General features: G+C 60.4%; 27 protein-coding genes. 12 read left to right on the top strand and 15 right to left on the bottom strand.

Going from position 1 to position 22,356, the window contains the following annotated elements:
- The first annotated feature begins 2 nt into the window (after window positions 1–2).
- A complete protein-coding gene (locus tag CSING_RS01770) occupies window positions 3–887 on the top strand; it encodes a 1,4-dihydroxy-2-naphthoate polyprenyltransferase (RefSeq protein ID WP_042529187.1) in 885 nt (294 codons plus the stop codon).
- 9 nt (window positions 888–896) lie between these two features.
- On the opposite strand, the gene CSING_RS01765 is transcribed toward CSING_RS01770, so the two are convergent.
- Window positions 897–1,238, bottom strand: coding sequence for a DUF4229 domain-containing protein (locus CSING_RS01765; RefSeq protein ID WP_042529185.1), 342 nt, complete (start codon window positions 1,236–1,238; stop codon window positions 897–899).
- A gap of 43 nt (window positions 1,239–1,281) precedes the next feature.
- Between CSING_RS01765 and CSING_RS01760 the strand changes: the two genes are divergently transcribed.
- Window positions 1,282–1,569, top strand: coding sequence for a hypothetical protein (locus CSING_RS01760; protein ID WP_042529183.1), 288 nt, complete (start codon window positions 1,282–1,284; stop codon window positions 1,567–1,569).
- Here CSING_RS01760 and CSING_RS01755 read toward each other — a convergent pair.
- From CSING_RS01755 to hemL, 7 genes are all read right to left on the bottom strand, one after another.
- Entirely contained in the window at window positions 1,566–1,823 is a 258-nt protein-coding gene (locus tag CSING_RS01755; protein ID WP_042529181.1) for a helix-turn-helix domain-containing protein, read from the bottom strand. The genes CSING_RS01760 and CSING_RS01755 overlap by 4 nt on opposite strands.
- The gene (ccsB, locus tag CSING_RS01750; RefSeq protein ID WP_042529179.1) at window positions 1,824–2,840 is read right to left on the bottom strand and encodes a c-type cytochrome biogenesis protein CcsB; all 1,017 of its coding nucleotides are present in this window, start codon (window positions 2,838–2,840) and stop codon (window positions 1,824–1,826) included.
- Window positions 2,841–2,953: 113 nt separating this feature from the next.
- Window positions 2,954–4,585: a cytochrome c biogenesis protein ResB gene (locus CSING_RS01745; protein WP_042529177.1), complete on the bottom strand. Its 1,632-nt coding sequence runs from the start codon at window positions 4,583–4,585 to the stop codon at window positions 2,954–2,956.
- Between the two features lie 14 nt (window positions 4,586–4,599).
- Complete coding sequence (locus CSING_RS01740; RefSeq protein ID WP_042529175.1) at window positions 4,600–5,418, bottom strand: cytochrome c biogenesis CcdA family protein; 819 nt, start codon at window positions 5,416–5,418, stop codon at window positions 4,600–4,602.
- Window positions 5,415–6,014 carry a TlpA disulfide reductase family protein gene (locus CSING_RS01735; protein WP_042529172.1) on the bottom strand — a complete coding sequence of 200 codons (600 nt, stop codon included), beginning with the start codon at window positions 6,012–6,014 and terminating at the stop codon, window positions 5,415–5,417. The genes CSING_RS01740 and CSING_RS01735 overlap by 4 nt, the downstream gene beginning before the upstream one ends.
- Window positions 6,014–6,622 (bottom strand): histidine phosphatase family protein, encoded by a 609-nt coding sequence (locus CSING_RS01730; protein ID WP_042529170.1) that lies wholly within the window; start codon window positions 6,620–6,622, stop codon window positions 6,014–6,016. Before CSING_RS01730 ends, CSING_RS01735 begins: the two co-directional genes overlap by 1 nt.
- Window positions 6,623–6,655: 33 nt before the next feature.
- Window positions 6,656–7,966, bottom strand: coding sequence for a glutamate-1-semialdehyde 2,1-aminomutase (hemL, locus tag CSING_RS01725; RefSeq protein WP_042529168.1), 1,311 nt, complete (start codon window positions 7,964–7,966; stop codon window positions 6,656–6,658).
- Window positions 7,967–8,159: 193 nt separating this feature from the next.
- Here hemL and CSING_RS13135 point away from each other — a divergent pair, with 193 nt between their 5' ends.
- The 4 genes from CSING_RS13135 (at window position 8,160) to CSING_RS01710 (ending at window position 12,435) form a co-directional block, all read left to right on the top strand.
- Window positions 8,160–8,654 (top strand): hypothetical protein, encoded by a 495-nt coding sequence (locus CSING_RS13135; RefSeq protein WP_083280822.1) that lies wholly within the window; start codon window positions 8,160–8,162, stop codon window positions 8,652–8,654.
- Window positions 8,655–8,870: 216 nt separating this feature from the next.
- On the top strand, window positions 8,871–10,469 hold the full coding sequence (locus CSING_RS01720) for an efflux RND transporter periplasmic adaptor subunit (protein ID WP_042529165.1): 1,599 nt from the start codon (window positions 8,871–8,873) through the stop codon (window positions 10,467–10,469).
- Window positions 10,466–11,140, top strand: coding sequence for an ABC transporter ATP-binding protein (locus CSING_RS01715; RefSeq protein ID WP_042529163.1), 675 nt, complete (start codon window positions 10,466–10,468; stop codon window positions 11,138–11,140). Before CSING_RS01720 ends, CSING_RS01715 begins: the two co-directional genes overlap by 4 nt.
- Window positions 11,137–12,435, top strand: coding sequence for an ABC transporter permease (locus CSING_RS01710; RefSeq protein WP_042529161.1), 1,299 nt, complete (start codon window positions 11,137–11,139; stop codon window positions 12,433–12,435). The genes CSING_RS01715 and CSING_RS01710 overlap by 4 nt, the downstream gene beginning before the upstream one ends.
- A 334-nt stretch (window positions 12,436–12,769) precedes the next feature.
- On the opposite strand, the gene CSING_RS01705 is transcribed toward CSING_RS01710, so the two are convergent.
- Window positions 12,770–13,036, bottom strand: a complete 267-nt coding sequence (locus tag CSING_RS01705; protein ID WP_236684003.1) for a DMT family transporter — start codon at window positions 13,034–13,036, stop codon at window positions 12,770–12,772.
- Window positions 13,037–13,079: 43 nt separating this feature from the next.
- Here CSING_RS01705 and CSING_RS01700 point away from each other — a divergent pair, with 43 nt between their 5' ends.
- Window positions 13,080–13,919 carry an NAD(P)-dependent oxidoreductase gene (locus CSING_RS01700; RefSeq protein ID WP_042529157.1) on the top strand — a complete coding sequence of 280 codons (840 nt, stop codon included), beginning with the start codon at window positions 13,080–13,082 and terminating at the stop codon, window positions 13,917–13,919.
- Between the two features lie 16 nt (window positions 13,920–13,935).
- Here CSING_RS01700 and CSING_RS01695 read toward each other — a convergent pair whose 3' ends face one another.
- Entirely contained in the window at window positions 13,936–14,559 is a 624-nt protein-coding gene (locus CSING_RS01695; RefSeq protein WP_042533025.1) for a Fic/DOC family protein, read from the bottom strand.
- 16 nt (window positions 14,560–14,575) lie between these two features.
- Window positions 14,576–14,767, bottom strand: a complete 192-nt coding sequence (locus CSING_RS13515; protein WP_144403095.1) for a hypothetical protein — start codon at window positions 14,765–14,767, stop codon at window positions 14,576–14,578.
- A gap of 171 nt (window positions 14,768–14,938) precedes the next feature.
- Between CSING_RS13515 and CSING_RS01690 the strand changes: the two genes are divergently transcribed.
- The 5 genes from CSING_RS01690 (at window position 14,939) to CSING_RS01670 (ending at window position 18,715) form a co-directional block, all read left to right on the top strand.
- Window positions 14,939–15,517, top strand: a complete 579-nt coding sequence (locus tag CSING_RS01690) for an ABC transporter ATP-binding protein (RefSeq protein ID WP_042529155.1) — start codon at window positions 14,939–14,941, stop codon at window positions 15,515–15,517.
- Entirely contained in the window at window positions 15,517–16,533 is a 1,017-nt protein-coding gene (locus tag CSING_RS01685; protein WP_042529153.1) for a hypothetical protein, read from the top strand. The genes CSING_RS01690 and CSING_RS01685 overlap by 1 nt, the downstream gene beginning before the upstream one ends.
- A gap of 83 nt (window positions 16,534–16,616) precedes the next feature.
- On the top strand, window positions 16,617–18,134 hold the full coding sequence (locus CSING_RS01680; protein ID WP_042529151.1) for an ABC-F family ATP-binding cassette domain-containing protein: 1,518 nt from the start codon (window positions 16,617–16,619) through the stop codon (window positions 18,132–18,134).
- Window positions 18,135–18,197: 63 nt separating this feature from the next.
- Window positions 18,198–18,464: a type II toxin-antitoxin system Phd/YefM family antitoxin gene (locus CSING_RS01675; RefSeq protein WP_042529149.1), complete on the top strand. Its 267-nt coding sequence runs from the start codon at window positions 18,198–18,200 to the stop codon at window positions 18,462–18,464.
- Window positions 18,461–18,715, top strand: a complete 255-nt coding sequence (locus CSING_RS01670) for a Txe/YoeB family addiction module toxin (protein ID WP_042529146.1) — start codon at window positions 18,461–18,463, stop codon at window positions 18,713–18,715. Before CSING_RS01675 ends, CSING_RS01670 begins: the two co-directional genes overlap by 4 nt.
- On the opposite strand, the gene CSING_RS01665 is transcribed toward CSING_RS01670, so the two are convergent.
- From CSING_RS01665 to CSING_RS01650, 4 genes are read right to left on the bottom strand one after another with little or no spacing between them, the layout of a single operon-like run.
- Complete coding sequence (locus CSING_RS01665; RefSeq protein ID WP_042529145.1) at window positions 18,716–20,083, bottom strand: protoporphyrinogen oxidase; 1,368 nt, start codon at window positions 20,081–20,083, stop codon at window positions 18,716–18,718.
- Window positions 20,084–21,124, bottom strand: a complete 1,041-nt coding sequence (gene hemE / locus CSING_RS01660; protein ID WP_042529143.1) for a uroporphyrinogen decarboxylase — start codon at window positions 21,122–21,124, stop codon at window positions 20,084–20,086.
- A 38-nt stretch (window positions 21,125–21,162) separates the two neighbouring features.
- Complete coding sequence (locus CSING_RS01655; RefSeq protein WP_042529141.1) at window positions 21,163–21,660, bottom strand: hypothetical protein; 498 nt, start codon at window positions 21,658–21,660, stop codon at window positions 21,163–21,165.
- The gene (locus CSING_RS01650) at window positions 21,657–22,346 is read right to left on the bottom strand and encodes a hypothetical protein (protein WP_042529139.1); all 690 of its coding nucleotides are present in this window, start codon (window positions 22,344–22,346) and stop codon (window positions 21,657–21,659) included. Before CSING_RS01650 ends, CSING_RS01655 begins: the two co-directional genes overlap by 4 nt.
- Window positions 22,347–22,356 lie beyond the last annotated feature (10 nt).

Raw genomic sequence — 22,356 nt, 5'->3', positions numbered from 1 at the left:
GCATGTCTGCCTATTCCGCCACTCCTGCCGATTGGCTCCAGGGTGCTCGCCCGCACACCTGGGCCAATGCCTTTGCTCCCGTTATCGCTGGTACCGGCGCCGCCGCCGCGGCGCACGGCCTGCACTGGGGCCGCGCCTTCCTGGCACTCATCGTGGCGTGGGCGCTCATCATCGGTGTCAATTACGCCAATGACTACTCGGACGGCATTCGCGGCACCGATGATGACCGCACCGGGCCCCAACGCCTTACCGGCGGCGGGCTGGCGAAGCCGCAGCACGTGAAGTTCGCGGCATTCGCTTGCTTCGGCGTGGCGGCCATCGCCGGCATCTCGCTCTCCTTGGCAGCAAATGCGGCTTGGTTCATCCTCGTCGGTGCCGTGTGCATTGCCGGCGCCTGGTTCTATACCGGCGGCAAGAACCCGTACGGCTACCGCGGGCTAGGTGAAATCGCCATCTTCATCTTCTTCGGCCTCGTCGCAGTGCTGGGAACCGAGTTCACACAAGCAGGCCGCATCACCTGGACTGGCCTGGCTTTGGCCATCGGTATCGGTGGGATGAGCTCCGCGGTGAACTTGGCCAACAATATCCGTGACATCCCCTCCGACAAAGAAGCCGGGAAAATCACGCTGGCGGTGCGCCTGGGTGATAGGCGCTCCCGCACGCTATTCATGACCCTGCTGTTGATCCCGGTGCTGCTCACCGTGGGGCTAGCTTTTGACTCGTGGGCAGCGCTAGCCTCCTTGCTCTACTTCCCCCTAGCGCTGGGCGCTATCCGCACCGTCAACCGCGGCGCTCGCGGCCCGAAGCTCATCCCGGTTCTGGGCATGACCGGGCGCGCAATGCTCGTGTGGGCGGTCATCAACGCCCTGGCGTTGGCCTTTATTTAGCTCGTCGCTTTAGCGGCCAGCCAGCTCTGCCTGTACCCACTGCTTGTGGGCCTTGCGCTGAGCGGAGTATTCCGCCAAGGTCTGGGTGGCTTCCACGCGCCACTTCGAGAAGATCAGCATGGATAGCGGCAGTGCCACGAACAACGCCAGCAGAGCCGACACCAGCACGGGGATGGCCACACCAATAGCTATAGCCAGCAGCTGAATCACCGCGGTGAGCACGAGGAACAGCACCACACGGGCGGCGCCATACTTCCACAACGCCGCGCGCGAGCGGCGCTTCAGCGCGGGATCCGGCTTTGGCGGCTCAGGGTTCTGGGACTCGTAGGCGGTGTTCTCTGTCTGGCTCATCATTCTCACTTTTATTTAGCGGGTATTCCGTAGAATACAACGCATGGGTCGATTGATACTACTACTGTTGTTTGTCCTCGCGGCAGTCCTAGTGTGGAAGGCATTTGGGCCGTCGAGTTGGAAGAAGGTGCAGCAGCCACAGCAGCCGCAGCGCCCAGCTATCAAGGGCCCCGATGATGACGAAGAATTCCTGTGGAACCTGGAGAAGCAGCGCTTCAAGGAGCGCCGCGCCAAGGAGCGGGAGGAACAGCGCAAGGAAGAAGAGCGGCGTCGACGCTCACGCGGCTCCACAAACTCAACGGACCCTGAGCAGAAGGACGAAGAGAATTAGTCTTTCGGCGTAAACGCCATGTCGAGGCCGAGGGCCTCCGCCACCGCGGCGACCTTCTCCCAGCGCACACCAGAGCCTCCATGCTCAATGGTGTGCAGGGTGGAGCGTGAAATTCCGGCCTTATCAGCCAAGTCCTGCTGCAGGATACCGAGTTCGCGGCGGCGCTCGGCAAAGACATCACCAAGAGCGATGAGCTGCGGGTTATCGCCGGCCGGCTTGCCTTGCTTATGGCGAGGTTTGTGGGTATCAGACATTTAGTTCAGTCCCGCGTAAGAGTGGAGGCCGGAAACGACCATATTGATAAAGAACAGGTTGAAGACCATGAGCGCCATCGCAGCGATGTTGATGTAGGGAGCAATCTTGCGGAAGGCAGGCGTAGCGCGGGCATGGAGGTACGCAGCATAGAGGATCCAGGTGGCAAAGGACACAGTCTCCTTCGGATCCCAGCCCCAGTAACGGCCCCAAGTGGACTCTGCCCAGATCGCTCCAAGCACGATGCCCAGCCCCAAGGTCGGCAGGGTCACCACGCCAAGGCGGTAGGCCAGCTGATCCAGCTTCTTGGCTGACGGCAGCGGGCGAGCAAGCGCACCGAAGAAGCCATACTCGGTTCCCTTGTGCTGGTACTGGCGCAGCACACTAAGCAGGGATGCGATGCCGGAAACGATACCAATTGACGCGCCGAGCGAAACCACAGTGACGTGGATAGGCATCCAGTGCGACTGCAACGCCGGGACAACCGGCGCGGACTCTGCGTAGAGCTTGGTGGAACCGTAGAACATCAGCGCCAAGATCGGGGTGAGCAGCCACGGCCACATGGTGCGCCACTCCTTGCGCTGCATGGATATGGTGGCCACCACCATGACGCCCGCGGTCACCATGAGCACGTACTCATAGAGGTTGCCAAAGGGGAAGCGGCTGGTCGCCAGGCCGCGCAGCACGATCGCCGCAAGGTGCAGAGCAATGCCCAGCCACAGCAGCATCTGCGTCATCCCGCCCAACTTGTCGGCGCGCTCCTGCTTCTTGGCCAGGTCAGCCTCGTCAACGGTACCGGCCGGAGGAACGTCACCATGCTCAGTGTCAGCTGCGGGAGCGCCCACGGTGGCGAGCTCACGCTGCGACTCTGCCGCTGCTGAACGAGCGCGCAATGCCTCGATAAGGCTCTGCATACGGCCGTAGTACACCAGCGACATCACCAACGCGAGCGCGTAAATGACGAATGCGGTCTGGACGGCGATGTCCGAAAAGTTGGACAGATTCTGATCAATCTGCATGGATGAGAAACCTTGCCTTCACAGTGCTACAGGAACGGAGAGATTTATAGTGCTCATAAGGGTACTCCCCTGACGAAGCACTATCCAACTTTTGACTGATAAGTCTCTCACCTTTAGTCGGCGGAGTAGAGCTCGTCTTCCTCCACCTCATCTGGGTCCGGCAGCTCGAGGAGCTCACGATGCAGAGCATAAAACTCCTCAGACCAGCCGGCGCGGTCAGTGCGGGCAAGGCCACCCATCTCAATATCGGTGCCACCATCAGCGGACGGGCGGATGCGTACCCACACGCGGCGGCGCTTAATCACCAACGAGCCCACAAGGGATAGCAGCATCACCAAGGCAGACACCAGAACCCACCCTTGGAAGGGGTCATAGGAAATCTGGTAGTTCGCAAACTCAGAAGCACCATCGAAGCTGATCTTCGTGCCATCATCCAGTGTGACGGACTCACCCTGCGTGAGGTTGACGCGGTCGATCTTCTGCAGCTGACCCGTCTGGATGAGGTTGGGGTCGAGGGAGAAAAAGGACTGCGGGCGGCCCGTGTCCAAACCGGCATCGCCACGGTAGATGTCAATAGCCACGGCCGGGTCATTCATCGCTGGGAAGGAAGACTGCAGCAGCTTGCCGTTTTCTCCAGACCACTCGGCCGTTGGGGCGAAAAGCCCTTGGATGGCGATCTGATTCTGGCGGCGCTCGTACAAGTCCGGGTACATACCTGCTGGCGGATCAAAGCGCATCGCACCCGAGGACAGGAAGTAGGTCATGTCATTCGGCTGGAACTGAATGGTCTGCGTGCGCTTTTCGCCGTTGGGCCACTCCACGGTCATCGTCGGCGCAAAGCCGTGACCTTGCAGGTAAACGCGGTTATTCTCAATACGCAGCGGGTGGTTTACCTGAAGCTGGTAATCCTCCCATGTCGATGGGTCACTAAAGATGTCATCGCCCACGGCATAGGACACGTTGGAGGTAAACATCTCCGCCTGGCCATTCGGCAGGTAGTCCGCCGTGAAGTCGTGGGCCAGGAAGCAGAAGGGGTGGAGCCCGGTGCCGTCGAAAAGCGGCCCGGCGCGGAAGGAATCATACACAGAGGTGGAGGTATTACAGAACTCCGTGGATTGGCTCTGCTCCTGGGTCTGGCCTTGGGAGTTCTTTTCCGTCACCACAATGACTTGGCCCTCGTAGGTCACCAAACGGCCGGCAGCCATGGTGAGCAAAATGGCCACGAGAGCAACGTGGAAGATGAGATTGCACAGTTCTCGGGCATAGCCACGCTCAGCGGAGAAGGACTGCGCACCGGCGCGGTCTTTGTCCGGAGACACCTCCGAAACACGCCACTTCTTCAGCATGGTCTTCGTCGCCGCGGCGATGTCCTCCGGAGATTTCTCCGAGTGTCCCGTGGCGTTGAGCGGCATCTTCTCCAGGTATTTCGGCGCTCGGGTAGGCGGAGTCTTCCATGCCTTGTAATGATCCCAGGAGCGCGGAATGATGCAGCCCACCAGTGAAATCATGAGCAGCACGTAGATGGCCTGGAACCACACCGAAGAGAAGACGTCAAAAAATTGCAGCTTATCGTAGAGCTCCGCAACCTTGCCGTTGGTCTCGATGAAGTCATTGACGTTGGACTCATTCAAAGAGCGCTGCGGCAGGAGAGAGCCCGGAATAGCGGCAATGGCGAGCAAAAAGAGCAATGCCAGAGCCGTGCGCATGCTGGTCAGCCAGTGCCAGGCTTTGCGGATATACCTCACGAAAAAATCTCTCCTTAAATCAGCGTCGTGCCGGTGGACTCAGACCAGGAGACGGTCCACTGACGAATGGCGTTGATGAAGCTTTCCCACAGGCCGGTCAGCAAGGCTAGGCCCACGAGGATCATGGCGATACCACCGATAATCTGGATGGCTCGGGAGTGTTTCCGCATCCAGGAAATAGTCCGCATCGCCTTGGCAGAACCAAATGCCACAAGCAGAAAGGGAAGCCCCAGCCCCAGGCAATAACCAATGATGAGGACAGTGCCACGCAGTGCCGTCGTCCCCTCCGTGCCTGCAGACACGGAGAGGATGGCTGCCAGCGTCGGTCCCAGACAAGGAGTCCACCCCAGCGCAAACACTCCACCGAGCAGCGGAGCACCCAGCCAGGTGGTCCAGCGTTTCGGCGCCATGCGCGTATCCTTCTGCAGCACCGGCACCACGCCCATGAACACGATGCCCATGAGGATGGTGATGATGCCGCCGGCACGCATGAGGGTGTCTGCGTTGAGCGTCAGCGCCGAAATAGCTCCAAACACGGACACCGTAGCCAGCACAAAGACGACGGTAAAGCCCAGTACAAACAGTGCTGCAGCAGCGACGACGGCCCATTGCCTACGCTTGCCGACGCCCACCCCCAACTCCGCGTCGTAGCTGACCTCACCGCCGACCACGGAGGCAAGGTATGACATGTAGCCGGGCACGAGGGGAATCACACAGGGCGAGGCAAAAGACACTAAACCTGCTGCGGCAGCGGCCAGAATTCCCAGGAGAAGAGGGCCGGCCGCGGCGGCGTCGGCAAAGCTCTGTCCAAGCCCGTCAGCGGCAAGGATCACTGTTCTTTCTCCAGCTCGTCAACGACCTCGAGAACCATGTCCTCTGTGATCTCAGTCAGGAAGACCGCCGCTGGGCGGTGCTGCTTATCCAACACGATGGTGGTGGGCACCACAGACGTCGGCACGCCACCGAGGGCTGCGGCCGTCTTAAACGGCGGGTCGTAGATGGACGGGTACTCCAAGCCGTTATCGGCCATGAAGTCCCTGGAAATCTCCGGGTTAAAGTCTCTGACGTTAATACCCAGCACGGTGCCGATGTTGCGCTTCTGCAGCTCTGTGTGAATCGCCTGCAGATCATCTGATTCCGAGCGGCACGGCGCACACCACTGGCCCCACGAGTTGAGCACGACGATCTGATCCTTAAAATCCGAGAGCTTGATCGTCGTGGACTCATCCCGCAAATCTTCGCCGGAGAAATCCTTCAGTGGTTTACGGTCAGCTTCGTCATAGCGAATGGTGGTCTGGCCACCAGGTGAAATGAACTGGAATGTGCCACCGGAGGCCACCGCGTTCTGTGAATTATCTTCGCTCTGCGAGCAACCGGCGAGCGCCAGCGCGGCCACGACTACTGCGGCACCAATCTTTAAGCCCCGCATTAGATGTCCTGCGCAGGGGAAGAATAGAAGATGTCCACAATCTCATGATCGCGGTAAACCACTGAGGTCACCGACGCCAAGTCACACTCACGATCCCACGGCGCGTGTGCCAAGCGCTTGCCCAGTACGGTGCGTTGAACCATGACGATGGGCAGCTGGTGGGAGACCACGATGGCCTCATGACCTTCAGCCTTCGAACGGGCGCGCTCGGCGGCGTCCATCATGCGTGCGGCGATCTGCTCAAACGGCTCGCCCCAGGACGGCTTGAGCGGGTTGACCATGAGCGGCCAGCGCTGCGGGTTCCACAGCTGCGAATTCCAGCCCTTGGTGCGCAGCCCCTCGAAGCGGTTGCCGGATTCGATAACGCCCTTATCGACGTCCACCTCCAAACCCGTCACCTTCGCAATCGGCTGTGCGGTTTCCTGTGCGCGCTGGAGCGGCGAGGCCGCCAAGTACGTCACGTCATGGCCTTCAAAGGCTTTCGCGGTACGCGCAGCCATGGAGTGTCCACGGGAAGACAGGTGGTAGCCCGGGATGCGTCCGTACAGGATCTTGTCCGGGTTATAGACCTCGCCATGGCGGACGAAGTGGACGATGGTGGTCGACATAGGCCTCGTGGTATCCCCTCGTGTACTCGTGATTTACTGCTGGGCACTCGCCGCAGCGCGGGCAGCCGGCTTGAGTGCCGCCTCGATTACCTCAAAATCATTGTCCGTGAGCGCATCGGACACAAACCACGTCTCGAATGCTGACGGCGGAACATAGACTCCGCCCTCCAGCAGAGCGTGGAAGAACGGGGCAAAGCGCCACGTCTCGGCCGCCTGCATGTCCGCAAAGTTGCGGCCTTGACCTTCAGCAAAGCGAATGGAGAACATCGACTCTGCTCGCTGGATGTGGTGCGCCACGCCAGCGGCATCAAGTGCTGCCGTGATCAGGCCAGTCAGGCGGTCAGCATTAGCCTTCAGACGCGGGTAAAGCTCCTCGGTGGCAAGCTCCAGCGACGCCAGGCCAGAAGCCATCGCGACCGGGTTACCGGAGAGCGTTCCCGCCTGATAAACGGGGCCCGACGGCGCCAGGTGCGCCATCACGTCAGCGCGGCCACCGAAGGCAGCCGCCGGCAAGCCACCGGAGACCACCTTGCCAAAGGTCACCAGGTCACCAGCCACGCCGTCCACGCCGAACCAGCCCTTGTGAGAGGTACGGAAACCCGTCATGACCTCATCGAGGATGAGCAGGGCACCATCGGCGTGCGCGATCTCTTTGAGCGCCGCGTTGAAGCCCTCCTCAGGAGCCACGGTGCCCATGTTGCCGGCGGCTGCCTCAGCGATGATGCAGGCAATCTCCCCCGGGTGAGCGGCGAAGGCTTCGCGGACGGCATCGAGGTCGTTGTAGGGCACGACGATGGTATCCGCGGCCGAGGCACCGGTCACGCCCGGGGAGTCGGGCAGCGCAAAGGTTGCAACGCCGGAGCCAGCCGACGCCAACAGTGCATCCACGTGGCCGTGGTAGCAGCCCTCAAACTTGAGGACCTTCGCGCGGCCGGTGAAACCGCGAGCCAGGCGCACCGCAGACATCGTGGCCTCTGTGCCGGAGTTGACGAGGCGAACCTGCTCTACTGCGGTGCGCTCCACGATGCGCTCTGCCAGAAGGGTCTCACCTTCCGTGGGAGCGCCGAAGGAGAGGCCGTCGGCGGCCGCCTTCTGCACGGCCTCCACGATGGCTGGGTGAGCGTTGCCGTGGATCATCGGACCGTAGGAGCTGACCAGATCCACGTATTCGTTGCCGTCAATATCCCACAGACGGGAGCCTTCACCGCGAGCGATAACTCGGGCCTGGCCGCCGACGGATCCGAAAGCGCGGACCGGAGAATTCACGCCACCCGGGGTGACCTTCGTGGCGCGGTCAAACCACTGGGCGGACTTGTTCGTATTCTGCTGGCTAGAGTTAGGCATAGCCTACATTGTATCGGTTTTAGCCCTATACAAAAGTTTGAGTCCCTCCCTTTGCCTCTCCCCCTGCTCCTCGGGCTTTGCCCTGCAGCTTTGCCGCAAGACCGCTATGCTGGCAACACAACCACATTCTTAGGGTCTGTGCTCGTGCGCGGGGGTGCGCTGGGACGGGCCACGTTACTAAGGGGGAACTCCTATGGCACCACGCCACACTCTTGTCATTCTTGCTTGCCTTCCGCTCGCATCCTGTGCTGCTACTCAGGCAGAAACCACAACACCTCTCCACCCCACTTCGACGAAACTCCACGCACCAGATGCCAGCACCGCACCATCGTCCTGGCAGCCCACCGCCGCACCACAGCCGGTCTCCCGTTTGGGCAAAACTACTTCCCTGGCCCCTAGCGCACCAGAAAAAGACGCACCTCAGCAAGTACCAGACCAGCCGCTAGCACCAACGCCAACACCAGCTCCGCCTATCCAGGTGGAAACTGTCACAGTCCACGCACCGGCACCACGCCCAGTCCAGCCGCCACACCAGCCCAAGCCCAAACCTAAGCCAGAGTTCCCCAAGCCCCCACGCGTGCCCACGTATATACCCATCCCACAAGAAGTCGAGGACGGCTTGGACCAGCTGCCCGAACTTCCGCCCCTGCCCAAGGCGGAAGACATCTATATTGATGTGCCCTTCTAAAAGTCAGATGCCGCATACGATTCGATCAAATGGTGGCAGAAAAACGCCCATTTTCGGACCCCTATTTGATCGAAACGTCACCAGTCCTCATGCCCTCTAGGGGTAGACCCTGATCTACTTCCGATATTCACCCTGAGTTGACTGACAACCTACATGCACGAGAGTTAATCTATACCCGGTTTACATTCACAGCTTTTCTGACAAGGCAAGGGATTCATGAACAAGAAAGCTCTCGGCATCACAGCAGGCGCCCTCGCGGCTGTTCTCCTCGCAGGCGGCGGTGGGTACTACGCACTCACCAGTGGTTCCTCCGATATCCAGCTAACCTCGGCCGACATCACCACGGCGGCCAAAGAGGATCTCATCAGCTCGGTATCCGCAACCGGCACGGTAGCTGCTGAACGCGAGCTTTCCCTGACGACTTCACTCACTGGACCTATCCAGTCCCTTGAGGCAAAAGTCGGTGACCGCGTCGATGCACAGCAACTTCTAGGCCGAATGGACACCACCGACACCGAGCGCGAGCTCGAGGCCCAGCGCACTGCGCAGGAGGCAGGAAAGCTAGAGTCCGTCCATCAGATTGAGGACGCCCAGCTGCAACTGCGCCAACTTCAAGAATCCCTCGACCAAGGTCTTAATCCAGAGGTCAACAGCGCACAGTCTGCAGTCAACTCCGCTCAGAGTGAGTACACCGAAGCGCAGAAGAAACTCGATGAAGCCCTCGCTACCAAGGGAGATCGCCCCGAGGTTGCGGAAGCCCGCGCCGCCGTCGACCAAGCCCGCACCGGGGTGCGCGACGCCGAGTCCAAGTCCTTCCAAGCAGCGCTTGCTTCCATCGGCACCGCCACCGAAGACATCTCTGGTGTGCAGACCGCCAGTGCCATCCTGAGCTACCTCGATTCCGATGAGGCGGTATCGGATGCCGAACGCCAGCTCAAAGACACCGAGGATTCCTACAACCGCGTCCTCCGCGGCATCGACCGTGAGCTCGGTGAGCAGCAGCGCGCTACTGCCGCCTCTTACCAGGCTGTTTCTGATGCCGAACGTGCGCTCCAGGCCAGCAACTTGGCCATCGAGCAACAAATCTCCGCCCAGTCCCAAGCGGTGAACCATGCGGTGGAAAGTGCGACGTCGGCAAGCGCAAACAGCGCCAAGGAGAACGGCCCACTCGAGTACACCCTGTCCCAGGCAGACCTGCGCTCCCCGCTAGCGGGCGTCATCACCGCCGTCAATGGCCAAGCCGGCATGCCCGCCGAAGGCCCCATCCTCACCGTGGCTGATGATTCCACGCTCCTGGTGAAATCCACGGTCAAGGAAGGCGATATCGCCAACATCAAGGTCGGCGATGAAGTCACGTTCACCACACCGTCGAGCCCGGGCAAGGAATACAAAGGCAAGGTCACCTTCATCTCCCCCACGGCTGAGCAGCCTATGTCCGCCGAATCCGGCTCGGGTTCCGGTGGCGGTTCCGGCTCCTCCAAGCCCGAATTCCCCGTGGACATCCGCGTCGAGGGCAACCGCGAAGGCCTCCGCCTAGGCTCCACCACCAAGGCCAAGATCATCACGGAACAGAACAAGAACGCCATCACCGTGCCGCTATCCGCCATTTTCGAGGACAACGGAAAGAAGTCCGTGCTCGTCGTTGAAGACGGAGAAATCCACGCCCGTACGGTCACCGTGGCCACCGAGTCAGCCTTTGCTGCCGCGATTGCCTCCGGTGTCAAGGAGGGCGATACCGTCATCACCCAAGCCGAAATGTACAAGGACATGGTTGGTCAAGCAGCCTCCGTCTCCGGCGCGGATGAGAACGCATGAGCCGCCTCATTGAGATGCGGGGCATTGTCAAACGCTTCAACGAGGGCCTCGATAGCGAGCTGACCGTCATCCCTGGCCTGGACTTTTCCGTGGACGAGGGCGAGTTCGTGGCTGTGGTAGGCCAGTCTGGCTCCGGCAAGTCCACGCTCATGAACATCATCGGCTTGCTCGATCGCCCCACTGCCGGCGAGTACCACCTGGCTGGCGTTGATGCGCTGGCGCTTGACGACGACCACCTCGCCCAACTCCGCGGCCAAAAAATCGGTTTCATTTTCCAGAACTTCAATCTTGTTGGGCGCATCAGCGCTCTCAAGAACGTGGAGATGCCCATGATCTACGCGGGCTTGTCCGCCCGCGAGCGCACCCAGCGTGCAGAAAACCTTCTGACGATGGTCGGCATGGAGGACCGCATGAATCATCTGCCCAACGAGCTGTCGGGTGGTCAAAAGCAGCGCGTTGCCGTAGCCCGCGCCTTGGCCAATGAACCCGATATCCTGCTCGCGGATGAGCCCACTGGCGCCTTGGATTCGCAGACCGGACGCATGGTCATGGACCTGTTCCACGAGCTGCACCGCACGCACGGAAAGACCATCTTGTTCATTACTCACAACCCAGAGTTGGCCGAAGAATGCTCCCGCACGGTCACGATGGTGGATGGAGTCTTGTCATGAATTTCGCTGAGTCCACCAAGATGGCGCTGTCAAGCCTGCGCACCAACAAGATGCGCTCGGCGCTGACGCTGTTGGGCGTCATCATCGGCATTGCCGCCGTCATCGCCATCGTCACGCTGGGCCATTCACTGCAGACCTCTGTGCAGAATGACCTTGACAAGGTCGGCGCCAACAACTTTTCCGTCCAGGTGACAGAACGCCCTGAGGAGGGCGAGGAAGAAGAAGCTCAGGACACCTTCATGGGCGGTGGTCCCATCGACGATGAGAGTTCCCTCATCACCCCGGACATGCTCGACAGCATCGAGGACTCCATGGGGGATCAAATCACCGGCATCATCATCGGCGAGTACAACTCTTTCTCTGGGACAATGCTGGCCGATAGCGACGACCAGAATGAAAAATCCTCCAATCTGCTTCTTCGCCCCACCAACCCTGACTACGTCACCGCCTCACAATTCTCCATCGTGGCGGGCCGCTCGCTGAGCAACGATGACATCGACTCTTCTCGCCCCGCCACCATGATCACGGCAGAGACTGCCTCTGAACTCTTCGGTAGCCCAGAGGCCGCCGTGGGCCAGTACGTCACCTTCGAGGACGGGGAGAACACCACGCTGGACTTGGCAGTCATCGGCGTCTACGAGGAACCGCAAACTGGTCCCCTCATCGGAACAGGACCAAGCCAGACCGCTCTCGTGCCTTACACACTGGAATCCGAGCTATCTGACTCCCCCGGCGCCGGCGAGGGGTTCTCCCAGGTCTCCATCAGCGGTAACCCCGATCTGGACAAAGCCACGGTAGCCAGCAACCTGCAGCGCGTCTTCGATAGCTACTATGCCGACAATCCTGACTACAAGGTTGAGGTAACAGACTTCAGTGAAGACCTAGCCTCCCTCAACCAGATCTTCACCACAATGAGCTTGGTTCTTGCGGCTATCGGCGGCATTTCGCTGCTCGTCGGCGGCATCGGCGTGATGAACATTATGCTCATCACGGTCACGGAACGTACCCGCGAAATCGGTATCCGCAAGGCCCTCGGCGCGCGCCGCCGCGATATCCGCATGCAGTTCATCACGGAGGCCGTCGTGGTCTGCCTCATCGGTGGTCTCATCGGCATTGCCATCGGCACCGCCGCTGGCATGGCGGGCGCCGCAGCCATTGGCGCACTCGTCCTCCCACCACTGTGGGCGGTCATCATGTCGATGCTATTCTCGCTCTCCATCGGACTCTTCTTTGGCTACTATCCCGCGGGCAAGGCCGCGAAGCTCGATCCGATTGAGGCGCTGCGCTACGAATAACCCCACTCGTCCTCCCGACTTATCAGGTATTCTGAAGCCCAAAAGTTCGGGGGGACTCCATATTGGATAAGCGGTGCGTTTTTGAGTTCTTCGCACCTCAATCCCCTCTTGCCGATATTTCCACTATCAAGAGGCGTTTATGAAACTCATACAGCAAGAACTAGGCCTGAAGCGCTAAAGCAATTCCCAGCGAAATAAAAGATGGCCCCAGCATCGCTGGGGCCAGAGCCTATTTGCCTTACGGCTTGATATCCAGAAGTCTACTATGCAAGCACATAAACGTCCACTCACCGATCTATCGATTCTCCTTCGTCGTGTGAAACGACGACGCCTCCTAGTGCACCACCTTCAGGCCCACAATCCCGCCAATGATCATGGCGAGGAACAGCACCTTCCATACTGTTGCCGCCTCATGCCCTGCCGCAAAGGAATAGATGACGGTAACCACCGCACCCACGCCGGCCCACACCGCATAAGCGGTGCCCACGGGGATGGACTTCATGGCCCAGCCCAGCCCGTCCATGGAAATGGCGCAGGCAACGACAAAGATCACCGAGGGCCACAACCGGCTAAAGCCCTCCGACTTATCCGGGGCTCGCATGAATCGCGGCGAGCCTGCCCACAATGATGGCACACTGGGCGGCATGAAGATTGCATTCCTAGGTACTGGCCGCATGGGTACCGAGCTCGCCCGACACCTCCTCGACTACCATGAGCTCACCGTTTGGAACCGCACCGCGGAGCGCGCACAGCCGCTGGTCGACGCCAGCGCTACTCTCGCTGATTCCCCCACCGCCGCCGTGGAGGGCGCAGAGGTCATCATCACCTCGCTCTTTGGCCCGGATGACATCCGTGAACGTGTCATCGACACGGACCTCATCCCCGAGGGCGTGACATGGATTGACACCACGACTGTCTCCCCCAATTCCGCCCGCGAGTTCGCCGCTGCGGTGGACACTTATGTCCACGCACCCGTCGTCGGCTCGCTCGGCCCGGCGCGTGAGGGAAAACTCGGTGTCTACGTAGGCACGCCTGACGACGACCGCCGCGAGCTCGCCATGACCATTGCCGAGCCCTGGGCTGACGAGAACAAGCTCATCGGCGTGGAGTCTGCCGCCACCGCGGCAATCGGCAAACTCCTGGCCAACCTAGCCCTCGCCGTCACCGCCGAGGGTCTGCTCGAGGCACTCCACCTTGGTGAGGCGGAAGGCCTCGATTCCGAAGTCATCCTCGAAATGCTCGATATCACCGGCCTTGCCTTCATGAAGAACATGAAGGGTCCGTTCATCACTGGTGAGCGCAACACCACTCCGGGCGACTTCACCGTCGATGCCTTGTGCAAGGACGCCAAGCTCATGGAGATGACCGCCAACAAACCGCTGCCAGCTGTCGCCGCCGCCATCGAGCGCTTCGAGGAGCAGCAAGCCATGGGCCACGGCGACCAGGACTTCTCCTCCATCTTTGTCTTCCGCAATAAGGGATAAGTCCGGCGTCTAGCGTCTAGTTGCCCTTCTGTGTGACGATCCCGCGCAGCACCTCCTCCAGCTGCGCGTTATCTCCGGTGTCCTGGCTGTGAAAGCGCGCGGCGATAAATTCCGCGCGCACGTCCGCATCATTCGCCAGACGCTCCACGTCAAGGCGGTAGCCCGCCGCCTTCACCAGAGCATCGAAAAACACCGTCTGTGTTCGGGTATTTCCCTCCCTAAAACTGTGGACTACGTTGAGCTCACCCCACAGCTCAGCCAGCTTGGCTACGAACTCATCAAAGCCTAAACCACGGAGAAAGCTGTCCTTCGCCAGCCCGGCAAACAACTTCTCCGCCGCCTTCGTCATTTCCGGTCCCGCTGGGTAGTAGGCATGCCCTGCCTTAATCATGAACTGGCCTACAGGCGCAGTGCGTTCTTCGCCCGCCCACTCGTACACGTCCTGAAACAGATGCCGATGTATCGCCTTGAAGTGTGCATAATCAAACGCACCTTCCAGAGGCGCCGCTTCCAACTCCACGATTCGAAGAAATACCAATTTCTCTTCCACAATCCGGAGTTCTTCTGCATCATCCAATCCCAAACGATTTTTCAGAACCTTGGTCCCTGGAATGAAATAGTTGTCCCAGCCCCCGCTCATGTCTCTCCCCCGGTCTCTATTTGAGCGAAGCACGCCGAACACGAGCGATTGCTTCGTCTGCGGATAATGTCCCTGCGGCCACTTCGCGGCCCAGCTGGCGCACGTGCTCATCCGTCACATCGTGGCCCGCCAACCGCAGCGCAGCATCACTCAGCGCTAACGGATCACGGTCGCTGCTTTTACTTTCAACATGAATCGGCTTAGACATAGTTACCCTCCCGAGCTATCAACTACTTTTCACCATTTTAGCAGCTCAAAGCATCTGTTCCAAGAGTGTTTTCTACCTACAGAAAACGCGGTAACCCATATTTCGCTAAACTTCATCAATAATTGTTAATAATCTTTTGCTCATTCAACGCGAGGAGTTCGCCACCCAGCAATGCTTTCAATCACAGCCGACTACGGACACACCGCACCGCTAGGACACCTTGAGAAAAACTTCGCCTCAGGCCGCATCTATGGCCTCGCTGGCCCCAATGGTTCGGGAAAGTCTACACTTCTCGCAACACTCGGAGGCGAACTCACACCACTCGAGGGCACAGTTGAGTGTGACGGCCATTCCGTTGGCACGAAGAAACACCCCAGCACAGTAATTACAGTGACGGAGCCGGTTTTTCTCCCCGACCTCACCGTGGGTGAGCACCTGGACCTGATCGGAAAGGCGGCAGGGGTGGAAGTCGCCAAGCTCTGCGAACTCTGGGCACTCGAGCCCCTCCTTCCGCACCCTGCCTCACGCCTGTCTTCGGGCCAGCGCCAGCGTGTGTTTCTAGCTTCGCAGTTGTACCAGCCGGCGAGTGCAGTGCTTATCGACGAACCCGAGCGCCACCTCGACGCTACCTGGACTGAGTTCCTCGCAGGTGAATTGCGCTACCTAGCCGACGAAGAAAATCGCTGCATCGTCGTGGCCTCACATTCCGACACCGTCACCCAGGCATGCGACGAGGTGGTGCAGCTGTGATGCGCGCTCTGTCTCGACTGGGCGACGGTCTCTGGTACCTCGTCCTCGCCGGCATCGTCATCGGCTTCGGCTACACAGGATGGCAACAAGTCGGCGCAGTCTTGCCTGCCATCCCGGCGCGCATCTCGCTGACTACTATCGCCCCGATTGCCGGCGTTGTGGGCCTGTTTGCGCTCATCGTGTTCACTGAAGCGCTCTATCCGCTACGAGCGTTGTCCCGGGAGCGCTGGGTGTATTGTGATCGCCCACGCGGCCGACTGCGTGGTACCGACTCGATCACGTGGGCACAGCTTCTCGGGTTCGGAGTCTTGGGCCTCGGGGTTTGCGTGTCCAGTGGACTGTCCCCATGGTTCGCGCTTGTAGCGCCAGCCCTGCGTTTTGTCGTGGGATGGCACTCGTTTACGCTGGCTTCACTTCTCAGCGCTGGGCGCACTCGCCTGGTCGGCGGATCTGGCCTTGGACTGCTCGATTCGGAGGTCACCTCCGACGCCATTGCGAGCCAGTCCGCGTGGATTCCTCGTCGAAGCCATGCACCATCGACGTTGGTAGCCCTCTTTTTCCGTCGTCTGGGACGACGGTGGTACATCGGCGTTGGTGCGCTCGCCGTCCTCGGACTGACGTTGGGACTCGCCCCACAGCTCGGGGCGCTGGCCATCGTCGGTTTCTTCGCGGCGTGGAGCATCGTCGGCGCGGCGGTTGGGCGCGCCGCATCCTTCGGTCGCATCAGCGATAATTCATGGCCTGACTGGGGCCTTCCTCTTGCAGCTTCTGTGGGCACGGCACTCCTTGGCGCCTGTGTCCTCGCCTTGGTGTGGAAGTTCTCCGCCATCGCAGTGGCACTCATCGTCGCCGGCCTTACCTGGGCGTCGTTTAAGCGTTCCCGCCCAGCCCGCGTGGACCGCATGTCCATGCTGGATAGCGGAGGCTTCGGCGTTTCCTTCTCCCCCGAGGTGCTGCACTACATTGCCCGCGGCGCCCTCGGCCTCGGCGTGGCGGCCCTTGCGCTGGGACGTTAGCCAGCGTTAATCTTTCAGGCATGAAGATTTTTTCCTAATTCGATGTCTCTGTTTGCACGACTTTCTCGAAGGTGGAATTCTTCATGCCTATTTCTTTTTCTCATCTCTGCGTCACGTGGCCGGACGGCTCCCCTTGTTTCACGGAGCTCACCGGCACGTTTTCAGCACCATTCACCGGTCTGGTCGGAGGAAACGGCTCCGGAAAATCAACGCTGGCCAAAGTTCTTGCCGGCCTCATTGAACCGACGTCGGGCACTGTATCCGCGGACTCAGTCCTCTATGTCGACCAAGATTTAGGTCTGCATACGTCTGACACGATCGCCGATGTCTTTGGCGCGACCGACGCCCTCAACGCTATTGCCCGCATTGAGGCTGGCGACTACTCCGACCACCTCGCCGCCACCGTTGGTGAGCAGTGGGACCTAGCAGAGCGCATCGCAGCAGCCCTCGACGCGGCAGGCATCCCCTTCTCCCTGGAGCGCACCATCGGCACCCTATCCGGCGGTGAGGCCGTCACCGTGGCGCTAACCGCCGCCTTCTTCCGCAAGCCCGACTTCCTCATCCTCGACGAGCCCACTAACAATCTGGATTCTGAGTCGCGGAAGCGCCTACTCAATCTCATTCAGTCCTCACCCGTGCCGGTTCTCGTCGTCTCACACGACCGTGAGCTCCTCGAGCACGCAGATTGCATCGCTGAGCTCTACCACGGGTCACTCCGTGAGTTCGAGGGAAACTACTCCGCCTACCGCGCAGCGATTGATGCCGAGCAGGATTCCGCACAGGCTAAAGTTCGGGAAACCAAGGCTGAGCACCGCAAGCAGCTTCGCGAGCGCGCCGCCATGCAGACCCGCATCGCCCGCGATGCCCGTCGTGGCAAGAACTTCGCCGCCTCAAAGCGCAAGCCCGGCATGGCCATGGGCAACGATAAGAACCGTTCTGAACGCTCTTCCGCTGGGCGCTCTCAACAGGCTAACGACGCAGTCGCTTCCGCCCAGTCGGCCCATGACCAAGCGCAGCGTGCGCTTCGCGACGACACCGAAGTCCATATCGATCTCCCCGGCACTGAGCTGCCCGCGGGGACTCGCGTCCTCGTCAGCGATCTGCTCAGTATCACCGGTCCCGAACGGGTGCGGCTCGCCGGGCCCAACGGTAGCGGTAAGACCACTTTTTTCAACCGCATCGCTCACGGCAATGTCGAGTACGCGCTGCCCTGCGGATACATACGCCAACGCATCGTCTTGCCCTCGAAGAAATCGGTGTTCGACATAGTGCGGGAAGCAAACCCCACCGCCGATCCGCAGTTCTTACGCGACCAACTTGCCCAGATGCTCTTCCGCAATGACAAGATCCACCAGCCCGTAGGCCAGCTTTCTGGTGGCGAGCGCTTCCGCGTCGAGATCGCCCGCGTCCTGCTCAGCGATCCAACGCCGCGTTTCCTGCTTCTCGACGAACCGACGAACAACCTCGACATCCCCACCACCGACTGGCTAGTCGAGGTGCTCACGAGCTACCGCGGGGCATTCATCTTGGTCAGTCACGACGAGCACGTGTGCGGGCGGCTCAATCTGACGCGCACCGTTCATCTGGACCTCCTGAACTGAAACCTCTCTAGCACTCAGCCTCATTTCGTTGTACAGTTTCTTGTACAAGAAGGGAGCTCGCTTATGAAGACCATGTCTTACTCGGAATCAAGAGCACGGTACGCCGAAGTATTGCAGTCGGTTGTTGATGACCGCGAGGAAGTCATCATCACTCGCAATGGCCATGAGTCTGCAGTCATCGTTTCCTTAGATGACTACAACTCTCTTCGCGAAACTGCTTACCTTTTGCGCTCCCCTCGCAATGCGCAGCGCTTGCTCGATTCCATTGAGAAACTTGACGCTGGAGAAGCAGCGCAACACGAACTCATCGAGGAAACTAAACGCCAATGATTCTTTCGTGGGCAGAGGAAGCATGGGAGGACTACCTCTGGTGGCAGTCTCACGACAAGAAGAACCTCAAGAGAATCAATAACCTCATTAAGGACATTCCACGAAACGGCAACGAAGGGATAGGCAAGCCCGAACCTCTCAAATTCGAGTTGGCCGGATTTTGGTCTCGGCGAATTACTGAAGAACACCGACTGGTCTATCGCATTAAGGGTGGAACCATCGAGATTGCTGGGTGCAGATACCACTACTAGCTAACTGACGAGCCCCTGCGCAGCAGCGCGAGCACCGGCGATGACGGCCGGCACGCCAACGCCGTCGGCCCAGGCACCGGTGGCAGCAATGCCCGCAACCCCGTCGAGAGAGTTCTTCACAGCGGCCACGGTAGCCAGGTGCTTCTCGTCGTAACGCGGGATGCCACCGAACCAGCGCTGCGTATAGATCTCCTCCACGCCAGCGGCGCGGCCGTCGAAGCCGGTAATCGCGTGCAAATCATCGAGGGCATAGTCCACCAGATCGTCCTCCTCCGCGCGCACCAGGGCATCATCGCCGAAGCGTCCGAAGGACGCACGCACGAGGAAGCCCTCGCGCTCACCTAGGTGCGGCCACTTATTGGAGGACAGCGTGAAGGCCTTGGCGCGTAGGTCGGGTTCGTCGGCGGCGATGAGGATGCCGGTGGCGTCGGGAAGCGCGTTGCCCTCCGGGTCCGTGGCGGAAGCAAAGTTGAAGCCCACAACCACAGAGGATGCCAGCTGAACCGTAGCAAGCTGCTCGGCGGCCTCTGGAGCCACGGCCTTGATGAGGCGCGCGGTGGTCGGCGCCGGGGTGGCGAACAGGACGCGGTCGAAGGGCCCCAGGTCACCCGGGGCGCCTGTGACCTCAAAGGCATCGCCCTTGCGTGTGACACCGGAAACGAAAGTGTCGAGGTGAATCTGCGCGCCGGACTTCTCCGCCAGGGCCTCGTAGAGCTCGGCGTAGCCGCCCTTGAAGGTGCCGAAGACAGAGCCCTCGGCTGGGCTGCGGCCGGATTCGATCTGCTTGATGGCAGCGGACAACGTAACAGGCCCATCCTGAGCCATCGTGTCCAACGCAGCCGCCACGTGCGGAACCGTGGCACGCAGGCCCAGGTCATCGGCGGCGCAGGAGTACACTCCACCCAACAGCGCAGAAACCACGTGGTCAACGACGTCATCACCGTACTGTTGACGCACGAGCTTACCGACGGACACATCCCCACCAATTTCCCACTCGAAAGGCTGCTCGTTGGTGATGCGCTCATTGGTCGCAGCAGTAAAGAAGTCCTGCGGCTCAGACGGAATGCCCATCACGCCGCCTTTCGGAAGGAAGTGCAGTTCACCGCCCGCATACACGCGTGGGCGCAGCTCGCCGTTGGGTTCCACGATAGAATCCGCAAGGCCCAATTCTTCGAAGAAGTCCACGGCATCCTTGCGGCGACGGATGAAAGCCTCCGCGCCCATGTCCGTCGGCCCGCCATTGAAGGCAACCGTGTGCAGCTTGCCGCCGATGCGGCCGGCGGCCTCAAACACGTAGACCTCGTGGGAGCGCAGCTCCCAAGCCGCCGTCAGACCAGCTAGTCCAGCGCCGATAATCGCGATCTTCATTTAGCCCTCCTCGTGGATGATGGCGACGGCGCGGGTCACTGCGTCGGCGTCGGTAGTAGGCAGAACCCCATGGCCAAGGTTCCAGATATGCCCGTTCATGTCACCGCACTCAGTAGCGCGGGTGACCTCAGATTTGATGGTACGCACGGCGTTACGCACGGCGCCGTCGCCAGCAAACAGCAGAGCCGGGTCGAGGTTGCCCTGCAGGATGTTCGCACGCACACGGGCGGCGGCAGAATCCATGGTCACGCGGTAATCCACACCCATGACCTCAGAACCGGCCTCCGACATCGCGCCGAGCAGCTCGCCGGTGCCCACACCGAAGTGAATGCGCGGCACGCGGCCCTCAGCCTCCTTCAGGATCTGCGTTGAGTACGGAAGAACAAACTCCCGATAATCGCGCTCGTTAAGGTAGCCCGCCCAGGAATCGAAGAGCTGCATGGCATCAATGCCGGCGTCGAGCTGCAGATCCAAGAACGCAATGATCGTGGGTGTGAGACGCTCCATGAGCGCGTGCCAGGTCTGTGGCTCGGAGTGCATGAGCGCCTTGGTGCGCTCATGGTTCTTCGAGGGGCCGCCCTCAATGAGGTAGCTGGCCAAGGTAAAAGGCGCGCCGACGAAGCCGATGAGCGCCTGCTTGTCGGTGAGCTCGTTCAGAATAATCTCGATGCCCTGTCGGACCTCGGGCACGTCGACATCAAGAACCGGCAGGTTGGCCACATCCTCCTTGGTGCGCACCGGCGCATCCATGACGGGGCCGCGTCCGGGAACGATCTCCACCCCCACGCCTGCGGCTTTGAGCGGAACGACGATATCACTGAAGAGGATGGCGCCATCGACGTCGTGACGGCGCACCGGCTGCAGGGTAATCTCCGCGAGGAGCTCCGGCATGAAGCAGGAATCCAGCATGCTGATTCCTTCGCGGACCTTGCGGTACTCCGGCAAGGAACGACCCGCCTGGCGCATGAACCAGACGGGCGGGCGGGACGGGGTACGGCCGGAAGCGGCCTCAATGAGCGGCGCGGCAGACAGTCGAGACATACCGTCCATTATGAATCAAAAGTTGGAGTCGGCGCCAATTACGCCCGCTCCGCGCGCCGCGCCTTAATGAAGGCCGTGGAATCTGGGTGGAAGAGGAAGAAAATGCCCACCATGAGCACCATCGGTATGAGCAGCAACAGCAACCCACCCACTCCTGCGATGAGCGCTGCCACGTTGACGAACATGGCATAAGCCGACACTGCAGTGATGATGCGGCGGGCCCACACCGAGCCGCTTGCCAACTGTGCGGAACAGGCAGCAATCACCACAGCGCTCACGATGTTAGAAATAGCCGCAAAGCGCGTATTGAAGCGGATATAGTCCACCTGCTCCACGCTCAATTCCGTGTTAGTCACCTGGGAATAGGAACCAAAGAGTCCGACCATGCCGGCGGTGAGCATGACGACTGCCCCCACGACGAAGATCCAGTAGGCGATCCGCAGCTGCGAGGGCCATGAGGAATAATCCTGATCGCCCTGCCTCTTCTTTCGACGGGGGCCGCGGTTATAGTCTGCGGGACCTGGGCGATCGTTCATGAGCGGTCGTCTTTCTTGTTCTTCCTGTCTTTGCTCTTGCTGTCACGGTCCTTATCGCGTTGCGCTTGGTTGTCTAGGCGGCGCTGCTCTTCCATCTCCTTGCGCATCTGACGCACCTGCTCCATCTCCCCGGTGTACTCAAGGACTTCCTCCTTACCGGCGAAGAGCAAGCCCATGACGGCAGCCACGCCAACGAGAATCTGCACGCCGCCGTCCAGCACGAAGAGCCAATCCGGAACGTTCGCTCCGGCCGGGCTGCTGAGGAAGACGATGAGCACGCGAAGACCAAAATAGAGGGAGAACGCGAACCACAGGCGCCGGCCGGTGCCGGCGGCCTTGGACTTGCTGTTCATCATCCACAGCATGATGCCCAGCAGCACTACAATGGCCAGCGAGATGAGCGAGCTCAGCGCTACCGAACCATAGGCCATAATCTGGACGAAAGCCTCCGTCATGTCTTGACCAGAGCGCTCGGCTGCAGATTCCGCGGCGGTTCGTGCTTGCGCGAAGAGTTCATCGCGGTTGAGCAGTGTGAGCACAATGCTCAAGACGAGGTGCACGACCTCAAGACCTAAAGCAACGGTCCACACCTTAAGCATGAGGGAGACAGCTTCGGTGCGCTTGGACTTCGTGGAATCCTCGCCCCGTGGCTGTGCGGCCGGCGTGGTGTTCGGGCTAAGCGTCACGACTCTCCTT

This window comes from Corynebacterium singulare, assembly GCF_000833575.1.
Lineage (GTDB): Bacteria > Actinomycetota > Actinomycetes > Mycobacteriales > Mycobacteriaceae > Corynebacterium > Corynebacterium singulare.
Note: the sequence above shows the minus strand (reverse complement) of the source record. Positions and strands in the feature narration are given on the sequence as shown.